16 protein-coding genes are annotated in these 15,794 nt (G+C 58.2%); 6 read left to right on the forward strand and 10 right to left on the reverse strand.

Going from position 1 to position 15,794, the window contains the following annotated elements; all coding sequences use genetic code 11:
• Nucleotides 1–4: 4 nt before the first annotated feature.
• From EO133_RS19145 to cobF, 8 genes are all read right to left on the reverse strand, one after another.
• Complete coding sequence (locus EO133_RS19145) at nt 5–559, reverse strand: thioredoxin family protein (protein ID WP_127074251.1); 555 nt, start codon at nt 557–559, stop codon at nt 5–7.
• Between the two features lie 87 nt (nt 560–646).
• Complete coding sequence (cobM, locus tag EO133_RS19150; RefSeq protein ID WP_127074252.1) at nt 647–1,405, reverse strand: precorrin-4 C(11)-methyltransferase; 759 nt, start codon at nt 1,403–1,405, stop codon at nt 647–649.
• Nucleotides 1,402–2,628, reverse strand: a complete 1,227-nt coding sequence (cbiE, locus tag EO133_RS19155; protein ID WP_127074253.1) for a precorrin-6y C5,15-methyltransferase (decarboxylating) subunit CbiE — start codon at nt 2,626–2,628, stop codon at nt 1,402–1,404. Before cbiE ends, cobM begins: the two co-directional genes overlap by 4 nt.
• Complete coding sequence (locus EO133_RS19160; protein WP_127074254.1) at nt 2,621–3,388, reverse strand: precorrin-3B C(17)-methyltransferase; 768 nt, start codon at nt 3,386–3,388, stop codon at nt 2,621–2,623. Before EO133_RS19160 ends, cbiE begins: the two co-directional genes overlap by 8 nt.
• Nucleotides 3,385–4,122 (reverse strand): precorrin-2 C(20)-methyltransferase, encoded by a 738-nt coding sequence (locus tag EO133_RS19165; RefSeq protein WP_127074255.1) that lies wholly within the window; start codon nt 4,120–4,122, stop codon nt 3,385–3,387. Before EO133_RS19165 ends, EO133_RS19160 begins: the two co-directional genes overlap by 4 nt.
• The gene (locus tag EO133_RS19170) at nt 4,119–4,751 is read right to left on the reverse strand and encodes a precorrin-8X methylmutase (protein ID WP_127074256.1); all 633 of its coding nucleotides are present in this window, start codon (nt 4,749–4,751) and stop codon (nt 4,119–4,121) included. Before EO133_RS19170 ends, EO133_RS19165 begins: the two co-directional genes overlap by 4 nt.
• Nucleotides 4,748–6,025, reverse strand: a complete 1,278-nt coding sequence (locus tag EO133_RS19175; protein WP_164735105.1) for a hypothetical protein — start codon at nt 6,023–6,025, stop codon at nt 4,748–4,750. Before EO133_RS19175 ends, EO133_RS19170 begins: the two co-directional genes overlap by 4 nt.
• Before the next feature lie 40 nt (nt 6,026–6,065).
• On the reverse strand, nt 6,066–6,821 hold the full coding sequence (cobF, locus tag EO133_RS19180; protein WP_127074258.1) for a precorrin-6A synthase (deacetylating): 756 nt from the start codon (nt 6,819–6,821) through the stop codon (nt 6,066–6,068).
• Nucleotides 6,822–6,901: 80 nt separating this feature from the next.
• On the opposite strand from cobF, the gene EO133_RS19185 reads away from it, so the two are divergent.
• The 4 genes from EO133_RS19185 to EO133_RS19200 all read left to right on the forward strand — a co-directional run bounded on the left by EO133_RS19185 (nt 6,902) and on the right by EO133_RS19200 (nt 10,443).
• Nucleotides 6,902–7,285 (forward strand): hypothetical protein, encoded by a 384-nt coding sequence (locus tag EO133_RS19185; protein ID WP_127074259.1) that lies wholly within the window; start codon nt 6,902–6,904, stop codon nt 7,283–7,285.
• A gap of 45 nt (nt 7,286–7,330) precedes the next feature.
• Entirely contained in the window at nt 7,331–7,828 is a 498-nt protein-coding gene (locus tag EO133_RS19190; protein WP_127074260.1) for a copper chaperone PCu(A)C, read from the forward strand.
• Nucleotides 7,829–7,994: 166 nt separating this feature from the next.
• Nucleotides 7,995–9,101 carry a carboxynorspermidine decarboxylase gene (nspC, locus tag EO133_RS19195; RefSeq protein ID WP_127074261.1) on the forward strand — a complete coding sequence of 369 codons (1,107 nt, stop codon included), beginning with the start codon at nt 7,995–7,997 and terminating at the stop codon, nt 9,099–9,101.
• Between the two features lie 52 nt (nt 9,102–9,153).
• On the forward strand, nt 9,154–10,443 hold the full coding sequence (locus EO133_RS19200; protein WP_127074262.1) for a saccharopine dehydrogenase family protein: 1,290 nt from the start codon (nt 9,154–9,156) through the stop codon (nt 10,441–10,443).
• 77 nt (nt 10,444–10,520) lie between these two features.
• On the opposite strand, the gene ggt is transcribed toward EO133_RS19200, so the two are convergent.
• Both ggt and EO133_RS19210 read right to left on the reverse strand, forming a co-directional pair.
• Complete coding sequence (ggt, locus tag EO133_RS19205) at nt 10,521–12,254, reverse strand: gamma-glutamyltransferase (RefSeq protein ID WP_127074263.1); 1,734 nt, start codon at nt 12,252–12,254, stop codon at nt 10,521–10,523.
• 97 nt (nt 12,255–12,351) lie between these two features.
• A complete protein-coding gene (locus tag EO133_RS19210) occupies nt 12,352–13,254 on the reverse strand; it encodes a LysR substrate-binding domain-containing protein (protein ID WP_127074264.1) in 903 nt (300 codons plus the stop codon).
• A 134-nt stretch (nt 13,255–13,388) separates the two neighbouring features.
• Between EO133_RS19210 and EO133_RS19215 the strand changes: the two genes are divergently transcribed.
• Nucleotides 13,389–14,567, forward strand: coding sequence for an acyl-CoA dehydrogenase (locus EO133_RS19215; protein WP_206513556.1), 1,179 nt, complete (start codon nt 13,389–13,391; stop codon nt 14,565–14,567).
• Nucleotides 14,567–15,703, forward strand: a complete 1,137-nt coding sequence (locus EO133_RS19220) for a CaiB/BaiF CoA transferase family protein (RefSeq protein WP_127074266.1) — start codon at nt 14,567–14,569, stop codon at nt 15,701–15,703. The genes EO133_RS19215 and EO133_RS19220 overlap by 1 nt, the downstream gene beginning before the upstream one ends.
• Nucleotides 15,704–15,794: the final 91 nt, after the last annotated feature.

Below are 15,794 nucleotides of genomic sequence, written 5' to 3' on the forward strand. Positions count from 1 at the left end.
ACGATCAGGCGGCCTTCCACTTGATGCCGCAGCCCATCGAGGCAAGTTGCTCGTCCGGGCCGTGTCCCGTAGCGGCGATCTCAAGCATGGCTTCGACAAGCTCGTTTCTGGCACCGGCGGGCGGTGGATCCTTGCGGCCCTCATCGAGCCGTCCGCGATACTGGATTTCGCCTTGTGCGTTGAGCCCATAGAAGTCGGGTGTGCAGACCGCTTCATAGGCCCTGGCTACATCCTGGCTTTCATCATGCAGGTAAGGGAATGTGAAGCCGCGCTCGCGGGCGAAATGCTTCATGTTCTCAAACGAATCCTGCGGATGGGTGGAGGCATCGTTGGAGCAGATCGCAGCAAAACCGATCCCTTCGGCGCGCAAGGTGTCGGCAGCGGCAACGAGCCGGTCCGTGATCGCTTTGACATAAGGGCAATGGTTGCAGATGAAGACCACGACGCCACCTTTTTCGCCCATGACGTCGGCCAGTGCGTAGGTCTCGCCGTCGGTGGCAGGCAGCGCGAAGTCGGGCGCCTTGATGCCTAGCTTGGGTTGTTCGGGGGTAACGGCCATTGTGCTTTCTCCTGATCTGTTAGCGGACCATTGGCCGATGATGGGACGACCAATGCTGCAAGATCAAGATTTGGCGGTCAGTTTTGTTCAATCGCGACCGCGAAACCGTCGCTGATAATCGGGATCGTATAGCGCGCTTTCGCGGAAGTTTTCAGCATCGAGCGTACGCCCGACAAAAATGATTGCAGTGCGTTCAATCGGCTCGTTAGAGATCTTTGCAAAAATATCGGCCAGCGTGCCGCGAACGATACGCTCCTTGTCCCAACTGGCCCAGGCGACGATCGCCACCGGGCAGTCCGCGCCATAAAGCGGGGTCAGTTCGGCAACGATCTGGTCGAGTGCATGGATCGCAAGATGGATGGCGAGCGTCGCGCCGCTTGCGCCGAACTGCGCCAGTGTTTCACCGTCCGGCATGGGCGAAGCGCGGCCCGAAACGCGAGTCAGAACGAGGCTTTGCGCCAGTGCCGGTTTGGTCAACTCCTGCCCGAGCGCGGCAGCAGCAGCAGCGAAGGCTGGGACACCAGGCGTCAGCGTATAGGGGATATTGTGCTTTTCCAGCCGTCTGATCTGTTCGGCAACGGCGCTCCAGACCGAAAGATCGCCCGAATGAAGTCGCGCCACATCATGCCCGGCCTTGTGAGCCTCAGCATATTCGGCCTCGATTTCATCGAGTGAAAGCGGTGCTGTATCAATGAGCCTCGCGCCGTCCATGCACCAGTCAAGCATTTCTCGGGGCACGATCGAGCCCGCGTAAAGGCAGACGGGGCAGCGCGCCAGAAGGTCGCGACCGCGTACAGTGATGAGATCGGCGGCGCCGGGGCCTGCGCCGATAAAATGCACTGTCATGTCGCATCTCTAGGCTTAATCCACACCCATTGGGTGATGGGCATGGCCGGGCGCCAACCGTGCATCTGGCCCAAGGGTTCGGCGCGCGCGATTTGGACGCGGGTCAACCGCCCGCCTAATTCGCCATAAAGCACCGAAAGCAGCGTTTCCATTTCGGTCGTGACAGCATTGGCGACCAGCCGCCCGCCGGGCTTAAGCGCCTTGATGGCGGTATCCACAACGCCATCATCAGTGCCGCCGCCGCCGATAAAGACCGCGTCGGGCGTAGCCAATCCATCCAGTGCCGCAGGTGCAGCACCGGCGCACAATTGCAGACCGGGCACGCCGAGCGCGGCGGCATTTTCGGCAATGCGGTTAAGGCGCTTTGCTTCCGGTTCAATTGCGATTGCCGAAAGCGAGGGGTGCATCAACATCCACTCGATACCGACCGAACCGGAGCCAGCACCAATGTCCCAGAGCAATTGCCCCGAGGCCGGTGCGAGCGCCGAGATCGTCAGCGCGCGAATTTCGCGCTTGGTGATCTGTCCGTCATGCTCGAATGCACTATCGGGCAGGCCCGGTGCATAAGAGATCACAAGCGCATCAGGCATCGCGCGAGGTTCGATTCCCAGAATATTGATCCGACTCACGTTTTCGCAATCGAGACGCGCGGCCTCCGTCTGACGGACACGTTCATCGGGCCCACCCAGGGCCTCCAAGACCGTCAACCGGCTCGGGCCGAAACCGTGTTCGGTCAAATAGGAAGCGATTTCCGCAGGGCCGTTCTCGTCCGATGTCAGCGCGAGGATTTTGCGCCCCGGATGGAGATGCGGACGTACAAGCTCTACCGGTCGGCCGTGCAGTGAAATCATTGTCACGTCCTGCAACGGCCAACCGATCTTGGCTCCGGCAAGCGAGAAAGCGGATGGCGCGGGATAAATTCGCATCTCGGTAGCCGGAATCTTTTCGGCAAGCGTCGAGCCGATTCCATAAAAGAACGGATCGCCGCTTGCCAGAATGCAGACCTGCTTGCGGCCCCGCAGCCGCATCAACTCCTCGATCGACGTTGAAAGCGGACTTTGCCAGCGCCGCTGTTCGGCCATGCCAAGCCCTTTGGCCAGCCGTAAATGCCGCTCGCCACCGAAAACGATCTCGGCCTTGCCGATATGGGTCTTGGCCGTTCCTGTGATGCCGTCCAGACCATCTTCGCCGATACCGACAATCGTGAGCCAGGGTTCAGTCATTGCCATCCTCGCGCACATATCGAGGCGTGTAGATAAGGGCAGGGCGGTCGTCCCGGTCAATGGCGCGGGTTTCCGGCGTGCCGACGATCACGCACGTTGCCATGTCTGCCATTTCTGGCTCGGCCTTTCCCAAGGGCACGACTGCAATCTTTTCATCCTCGCGTCCCGCCGCACGACCAAAAATCACGAGGGTTTCCCCAGGCAATTGCGTGCGCAAAATCTCAAACGTCTTGCCCAACTGCCAAGGGCGCGCCTTGCTGATAGGGTTGTAAAACGCCATGACGAACCCGGCCTCGGCGGCAGCGCGAATGCGATGCTCGATCAAAAACCAGGGCTTGAGATTGTCCGAGAGTGAAATAGCGCAAAAGTCGTTGCCGAGCGGCGCACCAACCCGTGCAGCAACCGCCAGCATGGCCGTGAGGCCCGGCACGATTGTGAGATCGACCGACTTCCATGTATCCGGGCCGTTATCGATGGCCTCGCATACAGCAGCCGCCATGGCAAAAACGCCCGGATCGCCACCGGAAATCATGCAAACGCTTTTGCCTTCGGCGGCATGGTCAAGCGCGGCGGCAGCACGGGCAAGCTCCTCGCGATTGTCCGAGGGAACGGTAATCTGATCCTCTCGCAAAGCGAGCCGGTCGAGATAGGGCTTATAGCCGAAAAAATGCGTCGCATCGTCCACGGCAGCGCGCGCTTCGGGCGTCATCTGGTCCGGGTTGCCCGGTCCCAGTCCCACGACATAAAGCCGCCCGCTCATGGCCGCCCCGTCCAGCCGGGCACCAACACCTGGCTGAAGTAAGGGGCAGGGCTGTCATCGCGCTCCGAAAGGCGCAGGACAAGCGCGTTTTCCATCGTGCCGCGCTCGACATAGATCGCCGTGTCGAGCTTGCCTGCATCGCTTAGCGCTTGCCGTATCTTGGGCAGGTTGCCACCAACCTTCATGATAACGGCGCTGTCTGCCGTCGCAAGACGCTGGGCAAGATCCTCCCGCGATAGCGTACCGGGCAGCACGGTAAAGACATCATCGCCCTGCATTAGTGGCACACCGGCCTGCGACCAGCACCCCGAAAGGCTGGTGATACCGGGAATGACTTCCGTTTTATAGAATGGCGCAAGCCGCACATGAATGTGCATGTAGGAGCCATAAAAGAAGGGGTCGCCTTCCGACAGCACGGCAACCGTACGGCCCTGATCGAGATGGGCCGCAATCTGGCTTGCCGACTGTTCGAAAAACGCGGCGATCTGAGCCTTATAGGCACCATCATGGCGATGAATTTCGGTTGTCACCGGATAGGCCAAAGGCAGTTCGATTGCCGTCTCCTGCCAATGCGGCGTAACGATAGTGCGCGCGTTGCCATTGCGGCCCCGCTTGAGAAAATGCGCAATCACATCCGCATCGAGCAGAGCACGGACAGCTTTCAGTGTCAGAAGTTCGGGGTCACCGGGGCCGGTACCAACGCCAATCAGCCGTCCCTTTGATGGCGTGCTCATATGCCCGGCCTTGCAAGGGCGTTGAGCGCAGCGGCGGTCATCGCGCTACCGCCAAGTCGACCTTCGACAATGGCGAAAGGAATGCCATAAGAATTCTCGCCAAGTGCCTGTTTTGACTCAGCAGCGCCCACGAAACCGACAGGCATTCCTATGATCGCGGCAGGCTTTGGTGCGCCGTCACGCAGGAGTTCGAGAAGATGGAAAAGTGCGGTCGGTGCATTGCCGATGGCCACCACCGAACCGGCCAGACGCGGCAGCCAGATGTGAATCGCAGCCGCAGAGCGGGTATTGCCGTAATCTGCCGCCAGATGCGGGGTCTCAGGATTGCGCAACTCGCAAATCACTTCGTTATTGGCTGGCAGGCGAGAGCGGGTGACGCCGCGCGCCACCATTTCGGCATCGGTGAAAATCGGCGCTCCGGCAGCAAGAGCGGCGCGGGCCGCTTGCACGAAATCGGGCGAGAAACGGAAATACTGCGCGGCATCTACCATGCCACAGGCATGAATCATCCGCACAGCCACATCCGCTTCCTCTGCACTGAAGCGGGAGAGATCGGCTTCGGCGCGGATGGTGGCAAAGGACTGCCGATAAATTTCCGCGCCGTCACGGATATAGTCATATGTGTTCATTCATGCCCCAGCCGGTCAAGGCTCTCCAGCGTGCTGTCTTCGGGCCGCCGTGTTTCTCGGATTCGGGCTGCCAGATCAACGATAGAGGCTTCCATAGCCCCAGGATCAAGGCTTGCAAATGGCTTTTGTGTCGCGCCGCGATAGTGGGTCAACGCGTTACCGCACAGCATAATGCCCGGACGGCCAGCATGTGGGCATCCCTTGGCACAGGTGGAAACATGGATATGAAACGAACCATCTATCAAATCCGGCGCCACCGCAAACAGGGCCATTGCCAGTTCGGCGGCTTGAATAATACCTATTTCGCTTTTCTCCGCGCCGGAACAGAGCGTCAGACGGGAGGCGCCAACATCCTGCCGGGTCCAGAAACCGTGTGCTGCAAGCGCTGGAGATAGGGCCTGCATGGCGCTGGAATCAAAGCCGGTCAGCGCGAGCGTGCGATCCGGGGCGGGGCGGGCATCGACCACGCCATATTGCCGCATGGATCGAGCCAATGCGAACAATTGGGCGGACTTGACCTGACCGAATGGTAGTCCGATCCGCAAGGCAACGCCACCATCCGTTAGGCTGATCGGACCCAGGACATAGCTGGCTGGGCGGGTCAGCGTCAGCGGTCGTGCATCCACGAACGGAAGTTGTGCGCGAATGCGGCCAAGCTGCAAATCCATGCCGCGACTGCTTGGGCCTTCATCCTGCAACATCGCCAATATGAGACCGACGGCTTCGGCTGCTTGCGCTTCGGCCAGAGCGCCAATGGTTTCGCCGCCCACTTCGAGTATCCAGCAATCATGCCGGGCGATCAGGCGTATATCGGCCTTGAGCCCGTCGAGCAGCAACTGTCCGCCGCTGACAATAACGATAGACAGTTTGGGAGAGAGCGGTCCCTTTTCCAATGTGGCATCGCAAACCTGGCGAATTGCCCGCGCAAGCGGTCTGGGATCGCGAACGGCTTTGGGGTCAAGGCCCGCTATGGGCGAGATCTCAATCGACACCCCGGTCTGGGCCTCGATCCCAGCAGCGTCCAGCGCCATACGAAAATTCTGCTCGGTTTCAGCCGTGAGGCCGCGTACCTGCACGTTGCCTCGCGCCGTTACTTCGATAAGGCCATTGCCGTAGTCTCTGGCACTGCTGGCAAGAGCTTCAAGCTGGTCTGGCGTAAAGCCTTCCGCCACGGGTCGAAATCTCACCAGCAGGCCATCGGCAACCGCCATGGGCTTTGCCAAGGTCGGACAGGCGCCGCGGGCATGGGGTGAACTTGATTGCTTCGATGTCATGGCCGTTCTCTTAGCAAGAGGGACGCAATGACGAAAGAAATTAGGCCGATGTCCGGCGCAAAAGATATATGTCCATGATCCAGCCATGCTCGGCGCGCGCAGCTTCCCGCGCTGCGGAGATTTTATCTCGTACCTTGGCAAGCGGGCCGGAAATCAGGATTTCCTGTTCCATACCGACATACGCCGCCCAATAGATATCTATATTGCCGGGTGCAATTTGAGCGTAGGTTTTTTGCCCATCGAGCATGACAACCACGCTGTCGGCGCCATCCGGCCAGCCGCTGACGAGCTTGCGTCCTGTCGTGATCGTTACAGGGTTTCCAATCGTGTTGAGCGGAATTGCAAAAGCGGCTGTGAGGGCCTGAATGGCAGTAATTCCAGGGATGACTTCAATGTCGAATGCCAGCCCGGTCTGCTCCTTTACTGATTCTACGATCCTCAACGTGCTGTCGTAAAGCCCCGGGTCGCCCCAGACCAGCAGGGCGCCATTGGCATCGTCCGGCATATCGGCAAACAACTTGCCATAGGACTGCGCGATCATATCGTGCCAGTCGATTACGCGCTGGCGATAATCTGGCGTTTCGCGATTGCGCTGCAGGATCGGGAATTCGCGGATTTCGACAGGGCGTGAGATATAGCGGTCACAGATTTCATGGCGAATGGCCGCGAGAGCGGCTTTTTCATCACCCTTGGTGGGAATGAAGACCACATCGATTTGATTGAGCGCGGAAATCGCCTGCATCGTGACATGCTCGCGATTGCCCGTGCCAATGCCGATAATAAAGAGTTTGCGCATCGTCTCCCGCCAATTGCGACAATGATGTTCTTGAGCAGCGCTTTAGAGCACGTTACTTGTGCATGAGAAAAGGGCAAGTCATGCACATTCACGCAAGGAGATTGGGAAGGGATGCCGCGGCCGCCGCCGCTGTGCTCGCCATCTATTTGCTGACCCTTCTGGTGCCGATACATCAGACGCAGGCTCTGCAGGACCATTTCGAGACGCTCGGCTATGAAAATCTTTCGGGCTGGTCATTATGCATCGGCGGTGATTATGAGCCTGTTGAGCCCGAAAAACTGCCAAAGATTTGCTCCCTTGCCGGGCTCGGAAAACTCACTCTTGCCCCGGTGGGGGCTGCCGATGCCGATTTTGGTCCGGTTGTTCGCTTCACCAGCATCTCCTATTCTCTTGAAGGGCGCGTGTCTTTGGACGCGCGGGATACCGGCGCGCATCCTCCACGAGCGCCTCCGGTCTTGCTCTGAACCGATTCAAAAGATTCAGAAATTCATCAAAACCGGATTCAAGACATGAACCGCATTCTTTCTTTCGGCATCGCCGCGATGCTGCTTGCCACTCCCGTTTTTGCGCATGACCATGCAGCCCACGATACAGTTGCAGCCGGCAGCCTCGAAATTTCGGGTGCCTTTACCCGTGCGACCAATCCCGGCGCGCCTGTCGCGGGCGGCTACTTTTCCGTTACCAATAACGGTGACACCGATGACCGCCTCGTCGCCGTCGAAGCGAATATCTCAGAGCGCGTGGAAATTCACGAAATGACTATGGTCAATGACGTGATGAACATGCGCGAGTTGCCCGACGGCCTGCCTGTTCCTGCGGGCGAAACGGTAAATCTGGCGCCAGGCGGCTATCACCTGATGTTTATGAACCTGACGACAAGTCTTGTGGAGGGTGAAACCGTCGATGTGGTACTCGTGTTCGAGGAGGCAGGGGAGGTGCCTGTCACACTCAGCGTGGAATCGGCAGGTGCGCGCAGCGCATCGGGCCATAATGCACACGGCCACTGACCGGCCCGTGCATTAACGAAACCGCGAGCACGATTGTTTTGTCACAATAAAACTCTTGTGCTCGCGCGCCGCAGTCATTAGATGGGGCGCTTCGCAATTTGAATTCTTGTTCTCAAAAGCTGGCGTGCCCATCCACAAGGGTGCTCAGGAGGTTCGAACGTAAAGATTGACGCTACAGACACCCTATTATCTGCTCGACAAGTCGGTACTTCTCCGCAATCTGGAAAAAATATCGTATTTGCGTCAGGCATCGGGCGTCAAATGCGTCCTTGCGCTCAAGGCCTTCGCCACCTGGTCCGTGTTTGACATCATGGCTGAGCATCTGGACGGAACAACCTCGTCCTCGCTTTATGAAGTCAAGCTCGGCCGCGAAAAGTTTGGCGGTGAGACCCACGCTTATTCTGTCGCATGGGCTGATCACGAGATCGACGAAGCCATTTCGGTCTGCGACAAGATCATCTTCAATTCCGTCGGGCAATTGCAGCGCTATGCCGGTAAGGCTGAAGCGGCAGGCAAGACCATAGGGCTACGGCTCAATCCGGGTATCTCCCACTCCCATTTCATTCTTGCCGATCCGGCGCGTCCCTTTTCACGTCTTGGTGAATGGGACATGGAGCAGGTCAAGCCTGTGCTGGACCGGATTTCGGGCGTTATGTTCCACTTCAACTGTGAGAACGACTCCTTTGACAATCTCGATATGCTCATCGGCCAGATCGAGGAGCGCTATTCAGAGATTCTGCATAAGCTGGAATGGGTTAGCCTGGGCGGCGGAATCCGTTTCACACATGAAGGCTATCCGCTCGATCAGCTCGCCGCCCGTCTGAAGGCCTTCTCCGAGCGCTATGGTGTCCAGCTCTATCTCGAACCGGGCGATGCGGCCGTCACCGGATCGACGACGCTGGAAGTCAGCGTGCTGGACGTAATCTATAACGGCAAACATGTCGCCATTGTTGACAGCTCCACCGAAGCCCATATGCTGGACCTGCTGATTTACAATGAGCCAGCCAATGTTAGTCCCAACAAGGGGCAACACACCTATATGATCTGCGGCAAAACTTGCCTTGCCGGAGACATTTTTGGAGAGTTCCAGTTTGAGACCGAGCTAAAGGTCGGGGATCGCATATCAATCCTCGATGCGGCCGCTTACACGATGGTCAAGAAGAACTGGTTCAACGGGGTCCAGATGCCGTCTATTGCGGTACGTCACCTGGACGGGCAAGTGGAACTCGTAAAAGAGTTCACGTTTGAGGACTACGCGCAGAGCCTGTCGTAAATCGGCAGGGTGCGTAGATTGGTTCAACCTCTGAAAAGGTGTTACGTGAGAAGTGAAAAAGAACGTTCTGATAATCGGTGCCGGAGGTGTGGCGCAGGTCGTCGCCCATAAAGCTGCAATGGCAAACGACGTGCTGGGGGATATTCATATCGCCTCGCGCACTGTCGAAAAATGCCGCGACATTGTTGCAAGCGTACTCGACAAGAAATCGCTGAAAAAACCCGGTATTATCGAGGCCCATCAGCTCGATGCCCTCGATATTGAAGCGACCAAGGCTTTGATCGCGAAAACGCGGTCACAAATCGTCATCAATGTAGGTTCTGCATTCATCAATATGTCGGTCCTTGAGGCCTGCATACAGACCGGTGCTGCCTATATCGATACAGCCATCCACGAAGAGCCCAACAAGATCTGCGAAACACCGCCCTGGTACGCCAATTACGAATGGAAGCGGCGTGAGCGGTGCGAGAAGAACGGCATCACCGCCATTCTCGGCGCAGGTTTCGATCCCGGCGTGGTCAATGCCTATGCGGCGCTGGCGGTGGACGAGTACTTCGACACTGTCGATAGCATCGACATCATCGATATCAATGCCGGTTCGCACGGCAAGTATTTCGCAACCAACTTCGACCCGGAAATCAACTTCCGGGAGTTTACCGGCGTTGTCTACTCCTGGCAGAACAGCCAGTGGCAGACCAACAAGATGTTTGAAGTTTCGCGCACCGACGACCTGCCGGTCGTGGGCGAACGCACGTCCTACCTTTCGGGGCACGACGAATTGCATTCGCTTTCTCGCAATCTCGATGTGCCCGACATCCGCTTCTGGATGGGGTTCGGCGAGCATTACATCAACGTCTTTACCGTCCTGAAAAATATCGGGCTTTTGTCAGAGCAGCCAGTAACGACTGCCGAAGGGCTCGAAGTCGTGCCGCTCAAGGTGGTGAAGGCAGTACTGCCAGATCCCTCTTCGCTTGCGCCTGAATATGAGGGCAAGACGTGCATTGGCGATCTGGTCAAAGGCAAGAAAGACGGCAAGGACCGTGAGGTCTTCATCTACAACGTTGCCGACCACAAGGACGCCTATAACGAGGTGGGCAGCCAGGGCATTTCCTATACCGCCGGCGTTCCGCCCGTTGCAGCGGCGATCCTTGTCGCCAAAGGCACGTGGGACGCGCACAAGATGGTCAACGTGGAAGAATTGCCGCCGCAGCCCTTCCTTGGGCTCCTCAACAAGATGGGCCTGCAGACCTCGATCCGCGATGAAAATGGCGACCGTGACCTTTCGTTCGACGATTGGGAAGCACCGGCCAAAGCGTCAGGCAAGCTGGCTGGCAAGCGCTGAAGCTGCTGCCCCGCTCGAACAAGACAACGCCCGCACAAGCGATTGTGCGGGCGCCTTTTTGTGGCGTTGATTGGACCTTAATCGCCCATCACAACGCCTTCACGACGCTTGTCTGCGGCACCGATCAGACCGTCTTCGGTGATCCTGATGACATGCAGGCCTGAATTGAGGTTGGCGATATTCACTTCATGTCCCATCGCTTCGAGCGCGGCGGCCAGCTCCTCGGCACCTTCGCCCTCTTCGATATTGGTGCGTCCATTAAGATTGGTGACATGGCGCAGATCGATGGCTTCCTGTGGATCCATATCCCAATCCAGAAGGGCGATCAGCGAAAGGGCAGTGTAGTGGATGATAGCCGCGCCGCCGGGGCTCCCGGTCAGCAATACGGGCTCGCCGCCTTGGAACGCGATGGTCGGTGACATCGACGAGCGCGGGCGCTTGCCGGGTTCGACGCGATTGGCGATTTCCACCCCGTCCGCTTCTGGTCGGAATGAGAAATCGGTCAACTCGTTATTGAGCAGAAAGCCGCGTGTCATCACCCGGTTGCCGAATCCGCTTTCAATTGTGGTCGTTGCCGAAACCATATTGCCGTCACCATCGACGATGACAAAATGCGATGTCCCGGCACGCGGACGTTCCATGTCGGGGGCCAGCAGGGCAATGTTCCACCCCGGAGGTATTCCCGGTGCGGCGATACCCATCGAGCTTTCGGTGTCGATAAGGTTGGCGCGCTCGGCCAGGTAATTGGGATCGAGCAGACCTTCGGGAATTTCCACGAAATCGCTATCGGCCATGTAAAGGGCGCGATCTGCAAAGGCGAGACGCGACGCTTCTGCAAACAGGTGACGGAATTCAACACCGTCTTCCATTGATGTAAGGTCGAATTGCTCGAGAATGCCGAGGATCTGCCCGACTGTCAGCGCGCCGGAACTTGGTGGCCCCATACCGCAAACCTCGTAGGCACGATAATCGAAACAGACCGGATCACGCGTTATCACCTGGTAGGTGGCAAAGTCTTCTTCGGTCAAAATGGATGGATTGATATTGGTCTGTAGCGCCGCAAGGATATCTTGCGCAATCTCACCGCTATAGAACGGCGCGGCACCTTCAGCGGCATAGAGCCGGACAGTTTCCGCATAGGCCGGATTGGTGAGCATCGATCCCTCGGCGATAGGTTCGCCACCGGGGAAGAAATATTCTGCTGTGCCAACGAAAGTATCCAGCCCGGTGGCGCCGGCCACGGAATCGGCCAGCCTTTGGGTTACGGCAAATCCGTTTTCCGCGGTATCGATGGCCGGTTGCAGCAACTCGGCCCAATCCATGGTGCCATGATCCTGATGCAGCACTTCGAGCAACATCGGAGTGCCCGGAACGCCAGCGGAGCGACCGCCGATCACTGCATCCATAAAGGCCTGCGGCTCGCCATTCTCATCGAGCCAATAGTCGCCATCTGCGGCCAAAGGTGCCGTTTCGCGTGCATCATAGCTGGTCAGAGCGCCGTTTTCAGCATCCCAATAGAGCAGGAACGCACCGCCGCCCAGACCCGAACTCTGAGGCTCGACCAGCCCGAGCATCACCTGAACGGCAACGGCGGCATCGGCCGCCGAGCCACCTGCCGCAAGCACGGCATAGCCGGCCTCGGTCGCAAGCGGATGCGCGCTTGCAACCATGTAATTCTGTGCGGTTACTGAAGTCCTTTCGGCAATCGCGGTTGTTTCTTCCGGTTGGGGGGTAGCGTCCTGCGCCAAGACCTGTGGCGCAAGCAGTAACGCGGTTGAGATCAACAGCCCGCCGCTGCGTATCGATTGCATGATCCTCATCCTTCTTATGATGTTCTCGCCGGTCATTGCCGGCATCATAAGTGAAAGCCTATATTGGGTTGGAAGCAACCCTTAATCGTGGCGGGCGTCACGAACGCTTATGCGCGCGACCAATGAGCCAGTCGCGAAACCTTTCAAAACCGGGAATTTCAAGGCTGCGCTCGGGATAAATCAGGCAATAGGGCGCTTCGCTTTCCAGCCGTCGCTCCGAGGCGAGTACCAGTCGCTCGGCCTCGAGCTCCTGCCGCACCAGCATTTCGGGCACGATGGCCGCGCCCATTCCTGCTGCCGCAGCATTGATGACCATGCCGAAATGCTCAAACCGAGCGCCGCGCAGAATGGTCCTGGAATCAAGCCCTGCATCCCGAAACCAGTCAAGCCACAGGCTCGGGCGGGTTGCCTGCTGAAGCAAGGGCAGCTTGGCAATATCGGCTTCGTCCCGCACTGGATAGGCCTTGAGCAACGACGGGGCGGCGACAACCACGAGCGTTTCGTCCATCAGCGGGTCGGCATGTGCTCCGGCTGGCCGCTGATGCGCGCGCTGGATTGCTGCATCATAAGGCGCCGTCTCGAAATCGACCGGCGTAAGACGGGAGACGATATCGAAGGTCAGCGCCGGCTCCCGCGCTTGAAAATCGGAAAGCCGTGGTATCAGCCAGATATTGGCAAAGGTGGGCAGTACCGCCATGCGCAGTACGGCCGAATGTCCGCCAAAGGCCATAACGGTCACAGCGGCGCGGTCGATATCGGCCAACACGCTTTCCGCCTCCCGATAGAGGGCGCGTCCGGCATCGGAAAGCAGCAGCCGTTGCTTGACGCGATGGAACAGCCGCACGCCCAGCCGGTCCTCAAGCGCATTGATGGATCGGCTGATTGCGCTTTGGGTGAGATTCAACTCTTCCGCCGCGCGTGTCGTCGTGCCCAATCGGGCGCAGGCAGCAAAGGCCAGAAGCTCGTTTATGGTCGGTGTGTAGGAGTTGCGCGCGATCATCTATGACCAATACTCATAAACTGGCTGAAAATCCTCGTTAGCACATGGCCTGTCTGCCCGCTAGCTTAGAACGCGAGCGCAAGAACCTGTGAGATATTGAAATGACCCAATCCGCCGCCAAGGATCGTCCGGAAATGTCTGGCTTTGACTGGCAAGACCCGTTTCGCCTTGCCGATCAGCTTTCGAGCGAAGAGCGAATGATCGCAGAAGCCGCGCATGGTTTCGCCCAAGACCGGCTACTGAGCCGTATTGAACATGCCTATATGAACGAGGAAACCGATCCGGAAATTTTCCGCGAGATGGGTGCGGCCGGGCTTTTGGGTGTAACGATCCCGGAAAGTTACGGCGGACTAGGTGCGTCCTATGTCTCCTATGGGCTCGTGGCGCGTGAAGTTGAGCGGGTCGACAGCGGTTTCCGCTCAATGATGAGCGTGCAGTCCTCGCTCGTCATGTACCCGATTTATGCCTATGGCACCGACGCCCAACGGGAGAAATATCTGCCCAAACTGGCGAGCGGGGAATGGATCGGATGCTTTGGACTGACCGAGCCTGATGCCGGATCGGACCCCGCCGGCATGAAAACGCGGGCGCAAAAAATTGACGGCGGCTATCGGCTCAATGGAGCCAAAAGCTGGATATCCAACTCGCCAATTGCCGATGTCTTTGTTGTCTGGGCGAAATCCGATGCCCATGACGGCGCTATCAAGGGGTTTGTGCTGGAGAAGGGGACGAAGGGGCTTTCCGCCCCCAAGATCGGTGGCAAGCTCTCGCTCCGGGCCTCGATAACCGGCGAGATCGTGCTGGAAGATGTAGAAGTGGGCGAGGATGCACTGCTGCCGAACGTAAAGGGTCTCAAGGGGCCGTTCGGCTGCCTCAACCGTGCGCGCTACGGTATCGCCTGGGGTTCGATGGGCGCGGCAGAAGATTGCTGGCTGCGCGCGCGGCAATATGGACTGGATCGCAAGCAGTTCAACAAGCCCATTGCCGGAACCCAGCTTTATCAGAAAAAACTCGCCGATATGCAGACCGAAATCGCGCTCGGTTTGCAGGCAGCGTTACGGGTCGGGCGCTTGTTCGATGAAGGACAGGCAGCGCCTGAAATGGTTTCGCTCATCAAGCGCAACAATTGCGGCAAGGCGCTCGATATTGCCCGCGCAGCGCGCGATATGCACGGCGGCAACGGCATCCAGATCGAATATCACGTCATGCGCCACGCGCAGAACCTTGAAACGGTCAACACTTACGAAGGCACCCATGATGTTCATGCGCTGATCCTTGGCCGCGCGCAAACGGGCATTCAGGCGTTTTTCTGATGTATCCGCTGGAAGGGCTGAAGGTTGTCGAACTGGCCCGGATACTGGCGGGGCCCTGGGCGGGGCAGGTGCTTGCCGATCTTGGCGCCGATGTCATCAAGGTCGAAAGTCCTAATGGCGATGATACGCGGCAATGGGGACCACCATTCGTCGAGCGCGATGGTGATCGCTCTGCCGCCTACTTTCATGCCTGCAATCGCGGAAAGCGTTCCGTTGTCGCCGATTTCGGCAATGCGGACGATCTGGAATTTGTCCGCGATCTGGTTGCCCAAGCCGATGTCGTGATTGAGAATTTCAAATTTGGCGGCCTTGCCAAATATGGGCTGGATTACGAAACGCTCAGCGCTCTCAATCCCAAACTCGTTTACTGCTCGATCACAGGCTTTGGGCAAACCGGCCCTTATCGGAACCGTGCGGGATATGATTTTCTGATCCAGGGCATGGGCGGCATCATGGACCTGACCGGCGATCCTGCCGGTGAGCCGCAAAAAGTCGGTGTGGCTTTCGCCGATATTTTTACTGGGCTTTACGCCGTGATCGGCATTCAGGCCGCGCTGGCGCAACGGACGGTCACGGGTAGGGGGCAGATGGTCGATATGGCGCTGCTCGATACTATGGCCGGGGTCTTGGCCAATCAGGCACTGAACTATCTGACAACCGGAACAAGTCCCAAACGCATGGGCAATGCGCATCCCAACATTGTTCCTTACCAGACCTTCGCAACCGCCGACGGGCACATCGTCCTTGCCGTGGGTAATGACAGCCAGTTTGCCAAATTCTGTTCCGTCATCGGCAGGCCGGAACTCGTTTCAGACGGGCGCTTTGTTACAAATCCCGGGCGGGTGGCCAATCGCGCCGCGCTGGTTCCAATGCTGGAAACGGAACTGGCAAAATGGAAGCGAGAAGATTTGCTGCCAAGGCTTGAGAACGCAGGTGTACCAGCCGGCCCGATCAATTCGGTGGCGGAAGTCTTTGCCGACCCCCAGATCATGCACAGGGCCATGGCGATCGATATTGACGGGCTTCCCGGCATACGCTCACCACTGGCGTTTTCGGAAGGGCAGTTGAGCCTTTCGAGACCGTCGCCGAAATTGGGTGAACACACTCAGGAGGTGCGTGCCCAAATGAGGCAATAAAAATCGCTAAGCGGTCGGATCGAAATCCGGGGCCGGCGCATTAACTGTCCAATGTTGGCGCGGTTCATTGCGGTGAGTGGCTCAGGCCCGA

Origin of the sequence: Pelagibacterium lentulum (assembly GCF_003992625.1) — a bacterium.
GTDB lineage: Bacteria > Pseudomonadota > Alphaproteobacteria > Rhizobiales > Devosiaceae > Pelagibacterium > Pelagibacterium lentulum.